Annotated in this window: 18 protein-coding genes; 15 read left to right on the top strand and 3 right to left on the bottom strand. The window is 70.5% G+C overall.

What is annotated here, in order from left to right:
• From ACQEVI_RS09270 to mshA, 4 genes are all read left to right on the top strand, one after another.
• Positions 1–183 carry a hypothetical protein gene (locus ACQEVI_RS09270; RefSeq protein ID WP_116677027.1) on the top strand — a complete coding sequence of 61 codons (183 nt, stop codon included), beginning with the start codon at positions 1–3 and terminating at the stop codon, positions 181–183.
• Between the two features lie 175 nt (positions 184–358).
• Entirely contained in the window at positions 359–688 is a 330-nt protein-coding gene (locus ACQEVI_RS09265) for a histone-like nucleoid-structuring protein Lsr2 (protein ID WP_432897267.1), read from the top strand.
• Positions 689–798: 110 nt separating this feature from the next.
• A complete protein-coding gene (locus tag ACQEVI_RS09260) occupies positions 799–1,905 on the top strand; it encodes a lactonase family protein (RefSeq protein WP_432897264.1) in 1,107 nt (368 codons plus the stop codon).
• A complete protein-coding gene (mshA, locus tag ACQEVI_RS09255) occupies positions 1,905–3,242 on the top strand; it encodes a D-inositol-3-phosphate glycosyltransferase (RefSeq protein ID WP_432897261.1) in 1,338 nt (445 codons plus the stop codon). The genes ACQEVI_RS09260 and mshA overlap by 1 nt, the downstream gene beginning before the upstream one ends.
• Before the next feature lie 40 nt (positions 3,243–3,282).
• Here mshA and ACQEVI_RS09250 read toward each other — a convergent pair whose 3' ends face one another.
• Positions 3,283–4,023 (bottom strand): phosphoglyceromutase, encoded by a 741-nt coding sequence (locus ACQEVI_RS09250; protein ID WP_432897259.1) that lies wholly within the window; start codon positions 4,021–4,023, stop codon positions 3,283–3,285.
• Between the two features lie 95 nt (positions 4,024–4,118).
• Positions 4,119–4,766 carry a phosphate signaling complex protein PhoU gene (phoU, locus tag ACQEVI_RS09245; protein ID WP_432897256.1) on the bottom strand — a complete coding sequence of 216 codons (648 nt, stop codon included), beginning with the start codon at positions 4,764–4,766 and terminating at the stop codon, positions 4,119–4,121.
• 275 nt (positions 4,767–5,041) lie between these two features.
• On the opposite strand from phoU, the gene ACQEVI_RS09240 reads away from it, so the two are divergent.
• The 7 genes from ACQEVI_RS09240 to pstB all read left to right on the top strand — a co-directional run bounded on the left by ACQEVI_RS09240 (position 5,042) and on the right by pstB (position 12,446).
• A complete protein-coding gene (locus ACQEVI_RS09240) occupies positions 5,042–6,295 on the top strand; it encodes a sensor histidine kinase (protein WP_432897253.1) in 1,254 nt (417 codons plus the stop codon).
• Positions 6,292–6,990, top strand: coding sequence for a response regulator transcription factor (locus tag ACQEVI_RS09235; RefSeq protein ID WP_432897250.1), 699 nt, complete (start codon positions 6,292–6,294; stop codon positions 6,988–6,990). The genes ACQEVI_RS09240 and ACQEVI_RS09235 overlap by 4 nt, the downstream gene beginning before the upstream one ends.
• A 117-nt stretch (positions 6,991–7,107) precedes the next feature.
• On the top strand, positions 7,108–8,241 hold the full coding sequence (locus ACQEVI_RS09230; protein ID WP_432897247.1) for a phosphate ABC transporter substrate-binding protein PstS: 1,134 nt from the start codon (positions 7,108–7,110) through the stop codon (positions 8,239–8,241).
• Positions 8,242–8,411: 170 nt separating this feature from the next.
• Positions 8,412–9,515, top strand: a complete 1,104-nt coding sequence (locus ACQEVI_RS09225) for a phosphate ABC transporter substrate-binding protein PstS (protein WP_432897244.1) — start codon at positions 8,412–8,414, stop codon at positions 9,513–9,515.
• A gap of 159 nt (positions 9,516–9,674) precedes the next feature.
• Complete coding sequence (pstC, locus tag ACQEVI_RS09220) at positions 9,675–10,667, top strand: phosphate ABC transporter permease subunit PstC (protein WP_432897241.1); 993 nt, start codon at positions 9,675–9,677, stop codon at positions 10,665–10,667.
• On the top strand, positions 10,667–11,617 hold the full coding sequence (gene pstA / locus ACQEVI_RS09215; protein ID WP_432897238.1) for a phosphate ABC transporter permease PstA: 951 nt from the start codon (positions 10,667–10,669) through the stop codon (positions 11,615–11,617). Before pstC ends, pstA begins: the two co-directional genes overlap by 1 nt.
• 49 nt (positions 11,618–11,666) lie before the next feature.
• Entirely contained in the window at positions 11,667–12,446 is a 780-nt protein-coding gene (gene pstB, locus ACQEVI_RS09210) for a phosphate ABC transporter ATP-binding protein PstB (protein ID WP_377140292.1), read from the top strand.
• 110 nt (positions 12,447–12,556) lie between these two features.
• Here the strand turns inward: pstB and ACQEVI_RS09205 are convergent, their stop codons facing one another.
• On the bottom strand, positions 12,557–13,108 hold the full coding sequence (locus tag ACQEVI_RS09205) for a hypothetical protein (RefSeq protein ID WP_432897235.1): 552 nt from the start codon (positions 13,106–13,108) through the stop codon (positions 12,557–12,559).
• Between the two features lie 304 nt (positions 13,109–13,412).
• Here ACQEVI_RS09205 and ACQEVI_RS09200 point away from each other — a divergent pair, with 304 nt between their 5' ends.
• From ACQEVI_RS09200 to ACQEVI_RS09185, 4 genes are all read left to right on the top strand, one after another.
• Positions 13,413–13,895, top strand: coding sequence for a CarD family transcriptional regulator (locus ACQEVI_RS09200; protein ID WP_116677014.1), 483 nt, complete (start codon positions 13,413–13,415; stop codon positions 13,893–13,895).
• A 99-nt stretch (positions 13,896–13,994) separates the two neighbouring features.
• Positions 13,995–14,711 (top strand): 2-C-methyl-D-erythritol 4-phosphate cytidylyltransferase, encoded by a 717-nt coding sequence (gene ispD / locus ACQEVI_RS09195; protein ID WP_432897231.1) that lies wholly within the window; start codon positions 13,995–13,997, stop codon positions 14,709–14,711.
• Positions 14,708–15,256: a 2-C-methyl-D-erythritol 2,4-cyclodiphosphate synthase gene (gene ispF, locus ACQEVI_RS09190; RefSeq protein ID WP_432897229.1), complete on the top strand. Its 549-nt coding sequence runs from the start codon at positions 14,708–14,710 to the stop codon at positions 15,254–15,256. The genes ispD and ispF overlap by 4 nt, the downstream gene beginning before the upstream one ends.
• A complete protein-coding gene (locus tag ACQEVI_RS09185) occupies positions 15,253–15,879 on the top strand; it encodes a TetR/AcrR family transcriptional regulator (RefSeq protein WP_432897226.1) in 627 nt (208 codons plus the stop codon). The genes ispF and ACQEVI_RS09185 overlap by 4 nt, the downstream gene beginning before the upstream one ends.
• Position 15,880 lies beyond the last annotated feature (1 nt).

Here is a 15,880-nt window from a genome sequence, read left to right as displayed (position 1 = left end):
ATGGATACGACGCTTGCGGTGCTCGCCGGGCTCACGCCCTCGGTGGGCGTCGGCCTGTTGTTCTGGTTTGCCATGCGCAAGATCCTTCGCGCGGACCGTCACGAACGAGAGGCCCTCGAGCGAATGGATCGCGAGGGCATGGTGGCGGCAGCGGAAAACACGGAGAATTCCCCTTCGCGCTGATCCGCGCGGCCGAGGTTATCCCTGGTGGCCTTCCGGATCAAAATCCACGCAGTTCAACTGCGCCGGGTGAAGTTTTGGTGATCGGTGTCACACGACCATTATTGACATGTCAATATTGAGTGCGGCATGCTCACGAACTAACCCCGGAAATTGTGGCTCGAAGGGAAGTACCCGCATGGTTCAGAAGGTTCAGCTTGTTCTCGAAGATGACATCGATGGCGGTGCCGCCGACGAGACCGTGAACTTCGGCCTCGACGGCGTCTCCTACGAGATCGACCTCAATGCCGAGCACGCGACCCAGCTGCGTGACGCACTCGCTTCGTGGGTCGGCCACGCACGCAAGGTGAAGTCGCCTGTCGCGCGCACTGCCACCACGCGCCGGTCGCGTTCGGGCAGCGACACGGCAGCGGTCCGCGAATGGGCCAAGGGCAATGGCTACACCGTGAGCGACCGTGGTCGTATCTCGGCAGAGGTCCAGGAGGCATACGCGAAGGCCAACGGCTGACGCGTCGCCTGCACGACGGCACATCGCGCCCCGGCGCCCCTCTCACGGGGCGGCCGGGGCGTCGTGCGTCTCCGGCCGGAGCACGGGCGAAACGTCATTAGGCTGGCTGCATGAGCACCCCTACCGCTGCTGCCCTGTGGATCGGCACCTACCCGAAGGCTGAGACCGAGCCGGGGACAGGTGAGGGCATCTGGCGCGTCGGTATCGGCGCGGACGGAAAGTTCGCCGGTGGCGAGCTCGTCGCGCAGGTCCCCTCGCCGTCGTTCCTCGCGCTCCACCCGTCGGGGCGCACCCTCCTGGCGGTGGGCGAGGCAGGGCCCGGCAGGCTCACCTCCTTCCACGTGTCCGACGCCGGCACGCTCACCCACGCGGCCACCACCACCTCGGGCGGTTCGGGCCCGTGCCACGTGGTGGCCACCGACTCCGCCGCCTGGGTCGCCAACTACGGCGACGGCGTCGCCGCCGTGGTGCCGCTTGCCGACGACGGCGTGCTCGGCGAGCCGCACACGTTCCCGCACGAGGGAACCGGCCCGGTCGCGGACCGGCAGGAGGGCTCGCACGCCCACTTCGTGCACGTGTGGGGGGACCGGGTCCTCGTGTCCGACCTCGGCACCGACGAGCTGCGCACCTACCCCCTCGATGGTTCCGGCGATGGTTCCGACGCCGAGCCCTCGAGCGGCACCGTCGCCGCCGTCCTGCCGCCGGGTACGGGCCCGCGCCACCTCGTGGAGCTCGCCGACGGCACGATCCTCGTCGCGGGCGAGCTGGACTGCAGGCTGCACGTCCTGGTCCCGGCCGGTCCCGGTCGCCTGGAGCACGTCGGCTCGGTGGCCATCACCGCGCGCACCACCTCCGATGGCGCAGCGGGCTACCCCTCGCACATCACCGTCGCAGGCGACCTGGTGCACGTGGGCGTGCGCGGCCCGGACGTCCTGTCGGTGCTCCGGATCCACGACGCTGCCGCGACGACGGAGGGCTTCGACGACGCCGTGCCGGGCGCCGTCGGGCACCTGGTGGTCGAGAACGTCGCCGACGTCGACCTCGGTGCGGGCGCCTGGCCGCGCCACCACGTGGTCCTGGCCGACGGCGGCATCGTGGTGGTGGCCGCGCAGCTCACCGACGAGCTGATCGCCGTCCGGCTCGACCGCGCGTCGGGCAAGGGCGAGATCACGGACCGACTGGAGCTGCCCGTGCCCGCGTGCGTCCTGGAGGCATGATGCGCGACAGCCTGCCTCCCGGCCTCGGCGAGCCCGGCGCGAACCGCCCGCTGCGGGTCGCGATGGTCTCCGTGCACACGTCACCGCTGGAGCAGCCCGGGACGGGCGACGCAGGCGGCATGAACGTGTACGTGCTGGAGCTGTCCCGGGCGCTCGCCCGGCGCGGGGCGCAGGTGGAGATCTACACGCGCGCGACGACGTCGGCCCAGCCCAAGGTGACCGACGCCGAGCCGGGGATCCGCGTCATCCACGTCTCGGCCGGGCCGTACGAGGGGCTGGACAAGAACGACCTGCCCGGCCAGCTGTGCGCGTTCGCGGCGGGCGTGCTGCGCGCCGAGGCGCACCGGCCCGAGGGCTGGTACGACGTGCTGCACACGCACTACTGGCTCTCGGGCCAGGTCGGCTGGCTCGCGGCGGAGCGCTGGGACGTTCCGCTGGTGCACACCATGCACACCATGGCGCGCGTGAAGAACGCCTCCCTCGCGCCGGGGGACGCCCCCGAACCGCACGGCCGGATCATCGGGGAGGAGCAGGTGGTCGCGGAGTCCGACGTCCTCGTCGCGAACACCGAGCAGGAGGCGACCGACCTGGTGCGCGACTACCGTGCCGTCCCCGATCGGGTGCGCGTGGTGCAGCCCGGCGTGGACCTCGACGTGTTCTCCCCGCTGCCCGACGTCGCGGGCGGAGGCCCGGCGGAGCGGGACCGCCGTCGGGCCGCGCAACGGGCCGGGCTGCGGGAACGCCTCGCGCTGCCGGTGGACCGGAAGATCGTGCTGTTCGCGGGGCGTGTGCAGCTGCTCAAGGGCCCTGACGTGCTGGTCCGGGCGCTGGGGGAGCGGGTATGGGAGGAGGGCGCCGGGCAGCCGCCCCTGCTTGTGGTGCTGGGCGGGGCGTCGGGCCGGCCCACAGCCGTCCGCGAGCTCGAGGCGCTCGCCTACCAGGAAGGGGTGGCCGCCCACGTGCTCGTGCGGCCCCCGGTGCCGCAGCAGGTGCTCGCCGACTACTTCCGGGCCGCCGACCTGGTGGCCGTGCCGTCGCACAGCGAGTCGTTCGGCCTCGTCGCGGCGGAGGCGCAGGCGACGGGCACCCCGGTCGTCGCGGCCGCGGTGGGCGGGCTGCGCACGGTGGTCGAGGACGGCGTCTCGGGGGTGCTCGTGCCCGACCACGAGCCCGAGAGCTGGGCACTGGTCCTCAAGAGCCTCCTGGACGACGACGTGCTGCGCGCGCGCCTGGCCGTGGGCGCTCGCGCCTCCTCGACCAGGTTCGGCTGGGACCGCGCCGCCGACGAGATCCTGGACGTCTACGAGCAGGCACGTAAGCACCACGCGACAAGATAGGGCGACCCCCTCAGGGGGTCGCCCTATCGCGTGCCGAGGGTCAGCGGCCCTGGTTGGCCACCGCGGCGATCGCGTCCTTCGCGGCCTCCGGGTCCAGGTAGGTGCCGCCTGGCTTCACCGGGGCGAGGGTCTCCTCGTCCAGCTCGTACACCAGCGGGATACCCGTCGGGATGTTCAGCCCGGCGATCGCCTCGTCCGAGACGCCGTCGAGGTGCTTCACCAGCGCCCGCAGCGAGTTGCCGTGCGCGGCGACGAGCACCGTCTTGCCGGCCTTCAGGTCGGGCACGATCTCGCTCTCCCAGTACGGCAGGGCGCGCTCGAGCACGAGGTTGAGCGCCTCCGTGCGGATGACGGGGGCGTCGGCGTAGCGCGGGTCCGCGTCCTGGCTGAACTCGGAGCCCAGCTCGATCTCCGGCGGCGGCACGTCGTACGAGCGGCGCCACAGCATGAACTGCTCCTCGCCGAACTCGGCGAGCGTCTGCTTCTTGTCCTTGCCCTGCAGGGCGCCGTAGTGGCGCTCGTTGAGGCGCCAGCTGCGCTTGACCGGGATCCAGTGCCGGTCGGCGACGTCGAGCGCCAGGTTCGCGGTCATGATCGCGCGGCGCAGCAGGGAGGTGTGCAGGATGTCCGGGTGCACGCCGGCCTCCTTGAGGAGCGCGCCGCCGCGCTTCGCCTCCTCCACGCCCTTCTCGGAGAGGGCGACGTCCACCCAGCCGGTGAACAGGTTCTTGGCGTTCCACTCGCTCTCGCCGTGGCGGAGCAGCACGAGGGTGTAGGTCATGGCTCCCATCCTGCCATCGGCGCGGAGACAGTCGTTGCCGCCTCCAAGCCTTGGAAGCGGCAACGACCTGTCCGACGGCGGAGCGGGCGCGAGCCCTACGACTCCGGGAAGTCGCCCGTGACGAGGAACGTCACGCGGCGGGCGACCGACACACCGTGGTCGCCGAACCGCTCGTAGTAGCGGCCGACCAGGGTCACGTCGACGGACTCCTGGACGGTGCCAGGCCACTCGGGCGCCAGGAGCAGGTTGAACGTCTCCTGGTGCAGCGCGTCGATGATGTCGTCGTCCCGCTCGAGTGCCTCGGCCACCGTGAGATCGCGGGTCGCGAGCAGCTTGGTGGTGCGCTGGGCCACGCGGACGGCGGCCTCGTGCATCTTCTCGAAGGTGTCCCGCGCCTCCGGCACGATCGCCTGTGCCGGGTAGCGCCCACGCGCCACCTGGGCCACGTGCCGGGCGAGGTCGCCCATCCGCTCCAGGGAGGCGCTCATCCGCAGGGCGCTCACCACGATCCGCAGGTCGGTGGCCACCGGCGCCTGCTGCGCCAGCAGGTGGATGCACCGCTCGTCGAGGGAGTCCTCGATGGCGTCGATGGTCTTGTCGGAGGCGATCACCTCCTGTGCCAGCTGTAGGTCGGCCTCCAGCAGCGCCGTGCCGGCACGGGTGATGGCGGCCTCCACGAGCCTGCTCATCTCGGTCAGGTCGTCTCCGACCTGCTGGAGCTCAGCTTCGAAGATCTGTCGCATCGGTTTCCTCTCGCACTCGGGGCGCGCGGACGGTTCGCGTCCGCTGTCGCGCCGCCAGGAGGCGGGCAGGGCCGACGCACGGCCGGGCCGACCGCCCCGGACAAGTCCCGGGAACGGCGCACGGCACAGCTACCGCCCGCACCCGCCAAGGTTCGGCGCCGCGATGTACCGGGAGGTTAACGCTCTTCCCCCCTGACATGAACACTAGGCGACACGATCGTCCGAGCACCCACCGACGTCGTCCTGCGGTTGAAACGTCGACCTACCCTGGAGGCGTGGACGGAATCATCTCCGGGGTACCGGTGCTGGCCGCCGGAATCATCGGCGTGATCGTCGGCGTGGTTGCCACAGTGGCGTTCCGCGTCTCCGAGCGGCAGCAGCATGCCCTTGCCCAGACCGAACCCGACGAGCTCGACGCGGGTCTCGTCCGTGTGCTCTCCGTGCTGCGCTCCGCCGCCGTCGTGCTCGACGGTGAGGACGAGGTCATCCGGGCGTCGCCGCCCGCCTACGCGCTGGGCGTGGTGCGCAACGACGCCCTCGTGCACCCGGCGATCACCGATCTCGTGGCCCTGGTGCGGCGCGACGGCGTGATCCGCGAGCAGGAGCTGGAGCTGCCCCGCGGCCCGGTGGGCCAGGGCACGGTGCTCCTGCAGGTGCGCGTGGCTCCGCTGGGCCTCGAACGCGTGCTGGTGCTCGCCGAGGACCGCACGGAGGCGCGCCGCGTGGAGGCGATCCGCCGCGACTTCGTCGTCAACGTGTCCCACGAGCTTAAGACGCCGGTGGGCGCGCTCGCCCTCCTGGCCGAGACCGTGGCCGACGCCGCGGACGACCCCGTCGCCGTCCGCCGGTTCACCGAACGCATGCAGCGCGAGGCGGTCCGGCTGTCCGCCCTGGTGCAGGAGATCATCGAGCTGTCGCGCCTGCAGGGCGCCGGCGCGATGCCGAAGCTGACCCCCGTACCGATCCGTGAGGTGGTGGAGGAGGCGGTCGACCGCGCCCGCACCACCGCGCACTCCAAGAACATCGCCATCACCATGGGCGGCGACCTGGACACCGAGGTCTACGGCGACCACAACCTCCTGGTCACCGCGGTCCGCAACCTGGTGGACAACGCCGTCGCCTACTCCGGGCCCGCCAGCCGCGTGGGCGTGGGGGTCAACGAGCGGGCCGGCCTGGTCGAGATCGCCGTGGTGGACCAGGGCGTCGGCATCGCCGAGGACGCGCAGGACCGTGTCTTCGAGCGCTTCTACCGCGTGGATCCAGCGCGCTCACGCGACACCGGTGGCACTGGGCTCGGACTGAGTATCGTGAAGCACGTCGCCGCCGACCACGGGGGCGACGTCACGATGTGGTCCGAGCCCGGTCGGGGCTCCACCTTCACCCTGCGCATCCCGTCCGCGGACCGGCCCGACGCCGGGAACCGCGGCGCCCCGCGCGATGACGCGGAACAGCAGGACCAGCACAGCCGGCAGGGTCAGCACCAGGCCACGGACGACGTGGCCGCCAAGAACGAGGAGGTAGGCGCGTGACGCGCATCCTGGTGGTCGAGGACGAGGAGTCGTACCGGGATCCGCTGACGTACCAGCTGACCCGCGAAGGCTTCGAGGTGATCGAAGCCGCCGACGGCAACTCGGCGCTCGCCGCGTACGACGCGGAGGGGGCGGACCTGGTGCTGCTCGACCTGATGCTGCCCGGGTTGTCCGGCACCGAGGTGTGCCGGGAGCTGCGGGCCCGCGGTGACGTGCCGGTGATCATGCTGACGGCCAAGGACTCGGAGATCGACAAGGTGGTCGGCCTGGAGCTCGGCGCCGACGACTACGTGACCAAGCCGTACTCCTACCGCGAGCTCCTGGCCCGGGTGCGGGCGGTCCTGCGCCGTCGGCAGCCCAACGACTCGGCGGACCACGACGAGGACGGCGTCCTCGAGGTCGGGCCGGTCCGGATGGACGTGGAGCGGCACACCGTCACCGTGTCCGGGGAGCCGGTGGCCCTGCCGCTCAAGGAGTTCGACCTGCTCGAGCTCCTGATGCGGAACGCGGGCCGGGTGCTGACCCGTGGCCAGCTCATCGACCGGGTCTGGGGCGCCGACTACGTGGGCGACACCAAGACGCTCGACGTCCACGTGAAGCGGATCCGGTCGAAGATCGAGCCCGACCCGGGTACGCCCAAGCACCTCCTCACGGTGCGTGGCCTGGGCTACAAGCTGGCCGACGACGAGGGGTGAGCCGCGCGGGCGTGCGGCCGTCGGTGTCGCACGTCACCAGGTGATCGCAGGTCTGGTCACCTTCCGTTCACCCGGCGTTTCCTCGCGAGACCGCGTCCGTGAGTAGTTTCGCGGTCCGTGAGCACCTCCCGATACACCCGACTCGTCGCTGCCGCCACCGCAGGCGCACTTCTCGTGCCGCTGGCGGGCTGCGCCGCCGTCGGGCTGCCGGGCGCCGGGGCGGAGGGCGAGCCGAGCACCGAGCCCGGGCCGGTGGTCGTCGGCGAGTTCCACGGGGTGGGTGCCTCGTCCCAGGAATCGGCGATGGAGGCCTGGATCGCCGGTTTCCGGGAGCAGCACCCCGACGCGGCGGTCACCTACGACCCGGCCGGCTCCGGTGACGGCCGCGCGGCCTTCCTCACGGGTGACACGTCGTTCGGTGCCTCCGACGTCGCGCTCAGCGACGAGGAGATGGCGGCCTCCGGCCCGGCCTGCGACGGCGGGAACGCCATCGACCTGCCGGTCTACATCAGCCCCATCGCCGTGGCCTTCAACCTGGACGGTATCGACCGGCTGAACCTGTCGTCCGACGTGATCGGACGGATCTTCACGGGCCAGATCACGCGCTGGGACGACCCGGCGATCGCGGAGGCCAACCCCGAGGCAGAGCTGCCCGCGCTGGGGATAACGCCCGTGCACCGGTCCGACGACTCGGGCACCACCGAGAACTTCACCGACTACCTCCACGAGACCGCGCCGCGGGCGTGGCCGCACGAGCCGGACGGCCTGTGGCCGCTGCCCGGAGGATTCGCTGCGGAGGGGACGAGCGGCGTCACCGAGACCGTCCGGTCCACGCCGGGCGGCATCACCTACGCGGACGCCTCGGCGACCACCGACCTCGGGCGCGTCGCCATCAAGGTGGGCAAGGAGTACGTGCCCTACAGCGCGGACGCCGCGGCTGCCGTCGTCGACGTCTCGCCGCGGATCGAGAACCGCTACGAGCACGACCTCTCGTTCGCGCTCGACCGGAAGATCGACAAGCCCTTCGCCTACCCGATGGTGCTCGTGTCGTACCTCGTCGTCTGCTCGCGGTACGAGGACCGGGCCAAGGGGACCTTCGTCAAGGAGTTCGTCGAGTACGTGGCGTCCGCCGAGGGGCAGGAACGGGCCGCCGCGGCGGCGGGCAGCGCGGTCATCTCGAGCGACCTCCAGGTGTGGATCGCCGAGGCGGCGGACGCCATCTATCTGACCCAGCAGCGGACCGACGGGTGAGGAATGCCCGGCCGTGCCATGGTGGGCGTGTTGCGGATCACCCGCTCCACGCGACCTTGTTCACCCTCCGTTTACCTATACCTGGTGAGCAGGTCACTCCACCTGCCTAGCGTCCCAACTGACGCGCCGGCGATCGCCGCGCGTACGACTTGAACAGGATGGAACGACACGTGAAGATCAGCCGATTCCCCCGCGTTGGCTCCGCTGTCATGGTGGGCGCGCTCGCGCTGAGCCTCGCAGCCTGCGGATCCGACCCGGGCGCAGCCGACCCGAGCGGCGAAGGTTCGGAGGCCGGTACGGGCCTCTCCGGTGAGCTCAACGGCGGCGGTTCGAGCGCCCAGGAGTCCGCCATGGAGGCCTGGCGCTCCGGCTTCCAGAGCGCGAACCCCGACGTCACCGTCAACTACGACCCGACCGGCTCCGGCGGCGGCCGTGAGAACTTCATCTCCGGCGCCTTCGCGTTCGCCGGCTCGGACGCCGCGCTGGACGAGGACGAGCTGGCCGACGCCGAGGCGCAGTGCGGTGCGGGCGGCGTCATCGAGTACCCGGCCTACATCTCGCCGGTCGCCGTCGCCTTCAAGCTCGAGGGCGTCGACACGCTGAACCTGTCCCCCGAGACGATCGCGAACATCTTCGCGGGCGAGATCACCACCTGGGACGACGCGGCGATCGCCGACGACAACCCGGACGCCGAGCTGCCCAGCACCGACATCACCGTCGTGCACCGCTCGGACGACTCTGGCACCACCGAGAACTTCCAGGAGTACCTGCACACGGTCGTCCCGGACGTGTGGACCTACGAGCCCGAGGGCATCTGGCCCATCGAGGGCCAGGAGTCCGCGCAGGGCACCTCCGGCGTCGTCGGCGCCGCGGAGGCCGGCGAGGGCACCATCACCTACGCCGACGCCTCGCAGATCGCCAGCCTGAGCACGGCTGCCGTCGGTGTGGGCGACGATTTCGTGCCGTACAGCCCTGAGGCTGCCGCTGCCGTCGTCGAGGGCTCGCCGCGCGTCGAGGGCACCTCCGAGCACGTCTTCACCTACGACCTCAAGCGCGACATCGCGGGCACCTACCCGATCGTCCTGGTCTCCTACCACCTGGCGTGCGCCACGTACGAGGACGCCGCTCAGGCCGACCTGGTCAAGGGCTTCTTCACCTACATCCTGAGCGAGGAAGGGCAGAAGCTGGCCGCCGACTCGGCGGGCTCCGCCCCGCTCTCGGCGACGCTGCGCGACCAGTTCCTGCCGTCGGTCGAGGCGATCACGGCCGGCTGATCCAGCTGAAGCAGTACCTGAGCGCATGACAGCCGGCCGGTGGCCGGGCCGGACGAGCACCGCAGACGTTCGTCCGGCCCGGGGACACCGGTCGGCTGTGCCAGGCTTGACGTAAGCATTGAACAGACTCACACAGACCTGACAAGGCGAGGAAAATCTGTGACGACCACCGACAGCCCGCCCGCTTCCGTGACGCCCGCGCGGCGCCGCGGGTCGAGCGGCGACACCGAGCGAGGCTTCAGCCGGACATTCCGCTGGATCGCTACCGGGTCCGGCGCGCTGATCCTCACGACTCTGGCTGCGGTCGCCCTGTTCCTCATCGTGCGGGCATGGCCCGCCATGACGGCCAGCCCGGCTGAGCTCGCCGACACCGTGCCGCGTTACCCCGACGACACGTCCTTCATCGCCTACGTGGGCCCGCTCGTGTTCGGCACGCTGCTCGCCGCCCTGCTGGCCTTGCTGATGGCCACGCCCGTTGCCATGGGTATCGCACTCTTCATCTCGCACTACGCGCCGCGCCGGCTCGCCCAGCTCATGGGTTACCTCGTGGACCTGCTCGCGGCGATCCCGTCGGTGGTCTACGGCCTCTGGGGATTCCTCGTCCTCACACCGGCACTCGTGCCCGTGTGGACCTGGCTGGGCGAATACGTCGGCTGGTTCCCGCTGTTCGCCGGCGAGGCGTCGACGACCGGGCGAGTGCTGGCCACCGTCTCCGTCGTGCTGGCCGTGATGATCCTGCCGATCATCACTGCGGTCTCCCGCGAGGTCTTCCTGCAGACGCCGACGCTGCACGAGGAGGCGGCTCTCGCCCTCGGGGCCACGCGCTGGGAGATGATCCGCACCGCGGTGCTGCCCTTCGGGCAGTCCGGTGTCATCTCCGCCGCGATGCTGGGGCTCGGCCGCGCGCTCGGCGAGACCATGGCCGTGCTGATGATCCTCTCGCCCGGCTTCCTGTACTCGTTCCACATCCTCTCGGCGTCGCAGCAGCAGACCATCGCTGCCTACATCGCCCTGGACTTCCCGGAGGCGAGCGGCCTGGCGGTCAACGCGCTGATCGCCACCGGCCTCGCCCTGTTCGTCATCACGCTGGCGGTGAACATGGCTGCCCGGGCCATCGTCGCCCGCCGCAAGGAATTCTCGGGGGCCAACTGATGAGCGCCGACACCTCCACCATGGACTCCACCGCGCGCACCCGCGCGCTCCTGACCACCGCCGAGCCGCGCCGCAGGCGCACCGACCGCATCATGGCCGTGCTCATCTGGGGCGCCTTCGCGCTGGCCATGCTGCCGCTGGTCTCGCTGCTCTGGACCGTGCTGTTCAACGGCGCGGGCCGGATCAGCATCGAGTTCCTCACCTACTCGATGCGCGGCATCTTCGGTGGCGACCCCAGCGGCGGCATCTACCACGCCATGATGGGCACGCTGATCATCACCGGCTGGGCAGCGCTCATCTCGGTGCCCATCGGCATCCTGGTCGCCATCTACCTGGTCGAGTACGGCCGGGGAGCCTTGGCCCGGTCGGTGACCTTCTTCGTCGACGTCATGACGGGTATCCCGTCGATCGTGGCCGGCCTGTTCGCCGTCTCGCTGTTCACCATCTTCTTCGGACCGGGTGCCCGGTTCGGGCTCATGGGCGCGGTGGCACTGTCCGTGCTCATGATTCCCGTGGTGGTGCGGTCCTGCGAGGAGATGCTCAAGCTCGTGCCCAACGAGCTGCGTGAGGCGTCGTACGCGCTCGGCGTGCCCAAGTGGCTCACCATCGTCCGGGTGGTGCTGCGTACCTCCGTGGCCGGCCTGACCACCGGTGTCCTGCTCTCCGTGGCGCGCGTGATCGGCGAGACCGCGCCTCTGCTGGTCGCCGTGGGCGTGACCGACTCGATCAACTTCAACGCGTTCGAGGGGCGCATGATGACACTGCCGGTGTTCATCTACCGGCAGTACAGCCAGGGCCTCGCGACGTGCCGTGAGGGCCAGGCGGACTGCGTGGCCGACATCGCCACGCAGAACGCGTGGGGCGCCGCCCTGACGCTGATCGCGATAGTGATGCTGCTCAACATCGCCGGCCGCCTCGTGAACCGCTGGTTCGCACCGAAGACCCGCTGAACCGCACCTCAGCTCACCCGAAGCCATACAGCCCCGAAGGAACTCAACGATGGCCCAGCGCATCGACGTCAAGGACGTCAACATCTACTACGGCGACTTCCGTGCCGTCGAGGGCGTGTCCATGACGATCGACCCCAAGTCCGTGACGGCCTTCATCGGCCCGTCGGGCTGCGGTAAGTCGACCTTCCTGCGCACCCTCAACCGTATGCACGAAGTGATCCCGGGAGCCTACGTCGAGGGTTCCGTGGAGCTGGAGGGCGTCGACCTCTACGGCGAAGACGTCGACCCGGTGGCCGTGCGCCGTACTGTCGGCATGGTGTTCCAGCGGCCCAACCCGTTCCCCACGATGTCCATCAAGGACAACGTGCTGGCGGGCGTGAAGCTGAACAACCGCAAGATCTCCAAGTCCGACGCCGAGGAGCTGGTGGAGTCGTCGCTGCGCGGCGCCAACCTCTGGAACGAGGTCAAGGACCGCCTCGACCGGCCGGGCTCCGGCCTGTCCGGCGGTCAGCAGCAGCGCCTCTGCATCGCCCGGGCCATCGCGGTGAAGCCGCAGGTGGTGCTGATGGACGAGCCGTGCTCGGCCCTGGACCCGATCTCCACCCTGGCGATCGAGGACCTCATCCAGGAGCTCAAGAAGGACTACACGATCGTCATCGTCACGCACAACATGCAGCAGGCCGCGCGCGTGAGCGACCGGACGGCGTTCTTCAACATCGCGGGTACCGGCAAGCCGGGCAAGCTCATCGAGATGAACGACACCGCGACGATCTTCTCGTCGCCCGCAGAGAAGGCCACCGAGGACTACGTCTCGGGCCGCTTCGGGTGAGCTAGACCCGGGCCGCAAGACGACCCCAACACCCTGCACGGCGCCTTCGGCGTGTCGCGTGCAGAGTGTTGGGGTCGTTTTCGTGGCCAGGCTCTACCTGGCCGATCGGGTCAGTCCGTGGCGGACGGCGACGGCGACACGACCGGCGAACCCGACGGCGACGGCAGGACCGCGACCGGCAGGTAGTCGGCGTACTCCGGCAGCGTGCCGTCGAACACCGGGAGCTGGAACCCCTTGGAGTCGCCGCCGACGGTGAGCGTGGCGTCGAGGTAGTCGCCGGGCGCCGCGCCCACGGTGTCGAGCTGGACCGCCTCGCCGGTCTCCGTGCCCAGGTAGACGGTGCCACCGGCCGGCACGTCAACGGTGACGGGGGAGGCGCCAGGAGCCCCGAGCGTGAACGACGCGTCGTCCGCCGTCTCGTTGGCGAGCGCGCCGAGGACGTTGCCTGCCTCGCCCTCGGCGGCCGACACGACCATGAGGTTGATGCCGCGCAGGTCCCTGTTCTCCTCGCCGAGCACGGAGACGCCGGCGCCGTCGGACGGGTCGTAGTTCAGGTCCGTGGTGGTCGGGGCGCAGGCCGCGAGGAGCAGGGCTCCCGTTGCGGAGACCGCTGCGAGGGCGATGGTGCGGGCGCCTCGAGCGGCGGTGGCGCGACGGGACACGGTGAACTCCCTGATGTTCGTCTGGTTCGGGCGGGGGCGGATCCCCGCCATATCCTAGTGGGCCTCGGGGCATGCCCGCGCATCGCGACCAGAGGCGAAATGCCCGGTCAGGGCGTGGCGACGGTCACGTCCCCGGAACGATCCGATGGTGCCGGACCGGGTGGTAACCGTCCGAACATTCACCCGCAACGGCGCTCTGACCTGCGGAAACGCCTTTTGGAATGACTCAAGGACAACCCCAAGGGCGCAAGTTCTCCTGATTACGCCGTGGTAACCTGGTTTCAGGGAAAGGGGACATCTGCAGATGACGTTCACAGTAGGCGAGACGGTTGTCTACCCGCACCATGGCGCGGCGCTGATCGAAGAGATCAAGGTCCGCAAGATTCGCGGCGAAGAGAAGATGTACCTCAAGCTCAAGGTCGCTCAGGGCGACCTCACCATCGAGGTTCCGGCGGAGAACGTCGACCTGGTTGGCGTGCGCGACGTCGTCGGCCAGGAGGGCCTCGACCGCGTGTTCGAGGTGCTGCGTGCGCCGTACACCGAAGAGCCCACCAACTGGTCGCGCCGGTACAAGGCGAACCTCGAGAAGCTCGCGTCCGGCGATGTCATCAAGGTGGCCGAGGTCGTTCGTGACCTGTCCCGCCGTGACGCCGACCGCGGTCTTTCCGCAGGCGAGAAGCGAATGCTCGCCAAGGCTCGCCAGATCCTCGTGTCCGAGCTCGCTCTGGCCGAGCACACCGAAGAGGAGAAGGCGGAAGCGATCCTCGACGAGGTTCTCGCTTCCTGACTTACCCACAGGATCCGTCTGACGTCACTGTCAGGGCCCGGTGCTCGCGCCCCACGGGATCCTTCGCTTCAATCATGATCCTGTGGGGACCCCGACCAGATGACGACCCTTGCAATCCTGACGGCCGCTGGTTCGGGATCCCGTCTAGGGCGCGACCTGCCGAAGGCTCTGGTGGAGCTGGACGGCTTTCCGCTGGTGCTGCACGCCGCGCGACGCCTCGCGGCGTCGGGCGTCGTGGACTCGATAGTGGTGACCGCGCCTGACGGCCTGGTCGGCGTCATGGCCGATCTCATGGCAGGCGACCCGCACGTGGGGATCCCCGTCCGGGTGACCGACGGCGGACCCACCCGGCAGGCTTCCGTCGCCGCAGGCCTCGCTCTCGCGCGTCCTGAGGACGACGTGGTGCTGGTGCACGACGCCGCGCGGCCGCTCGTCCCGCCAGAGCTCGTCCAGCGGGTCGTGAGCGCTGTACGCAGCGGTCACGGCGCCGTCGTCCCCGGCCTGCCGGTCACCGACACGGTGAAGCAGGTGCGGCCCGACGGCGACGCCGAGCTGGTCACGGGCACGCCCGACCGCTCGATGCTGCGGGCCGTGCAGACCCCCCAGGGGTTCGCCCGCGACCTGCTCGTGCGCGCGCACGACACGGGTGCGGAGCGTGCCGCCGCCGAACACCTCGCTGCCACCGACGACGCGGGCCTCGTCGAGGCTCTCGGCGAGCCGGTCCACATCGTCCCCGGTGATGCGGCAGCCTTCAAGATCACCACCGAACGCGACTTGTGGCTCGCGTCCCTCGTGCTGCAGGAGACCACCGCATGACCGACCCGTCCAGCACGCCGGAGCCCGCACGACCGGCTCCGGTCCCGTACCCCCTGCCGCGCACGGGCATCGGGGTCGACGTGCACGCGTTCGCGCCGGACGGCTCGGACCGTGAGATGTGGCTCGGGGGCCTGCACTGGCCGGGTGAGCGCGGCCTGGCGGGCCACTCCGATGCCGACGTCGCAGCGCACGCGGCAGCGGACGCGCTGTTCTCCGCGGCGGCCCTGGGAGACCTCGGCTCGCACTTCGGGACCGGCCGTCCCGAGTGGGCGGGCGCGTCCGGGACGACGCTGCTCGCGGAAGCCGCGAGGCGCGTTCGGGCTGCTGGGTACATGATCGGTAACGTGGCAGTTCAGGTGATCGGAAACCATCCGCGGGTCGGTACCCGGCGCGACGAGGCACAGGCGGCGCTGTCCGCCGCCGCCGGCGCGCCCGTATCCCTCACCGCGACCACCACCGATGCGCTCGGCCTGACCGGCCGCGGTGAGGGCGTCGCGGCGATCGCGACGGCGCTCGTCGTGCCCGAGGCCGGGAGCGCGGCATGAACAAGCGGAAGCCGCTCGACGAGCGGCGCGCCGAGATCGTCGAGGCGGGCCTGAGCGTGGCGATGCGCGAGGGCGTCGAGTCGGTGACCGTGCGCCGCGTGGCGCAGGAGGCCGGGATCTCGCTGGGCACCGTGCACTACTGCTTCGACGACAAGGACGCGATGCTGCGCGCCATGGGCCGCGCCATCGCGATGCGTGCGTCGGAGCAGGTGCTGGCGGCGCTCGACGCCGGGCCCGACCGGACGGACCTGGCCGAGGCCACTGTCGACGCGATGCTGGGCGGCCTCAAGCAGCACCAGGACATGCGGCTGCTGACCTTCGAGTTCGCGGTTTCGGGCGCGCGCACCCCGGTGCTGCGCGAGGTGGCGCAGGCCCACCTCAAGCAGAGCATCGCGATGACGCGGGAGTACCTGCAGCGGCTCGCCGACGTCGCGCACGTCAGGTTCCGCACCGATATCGGCGCGCTGGCGCGGATGACGGCGCTCCGCATCGACGGCATCGAGCTCGCGTGGATGGTGGACCAGGACGACGAGGCGGCACGCGCGGGGTTCGCGGACCTCGCGGCCGCCGTCTTCGGCGACATGGAGCCCGCGGACGAGCTGGAGCTCGCACAGGAGCTGTGAC

Origin of the sequence: Promicromonospora sp. CA-289599 (assembly GCF_050936155.1) — a bacterium.
GTDB lineage: Bacteria > Actinomycetota > Actinomycetes > Actinomycetales > Cellulomonadaceae > Promicromonospora.
The sequence above is the reverse complement of the archived record's forward strand: the minus strand, read 5'-3'. Positions and strand labels throughout refer to the sequence as shown.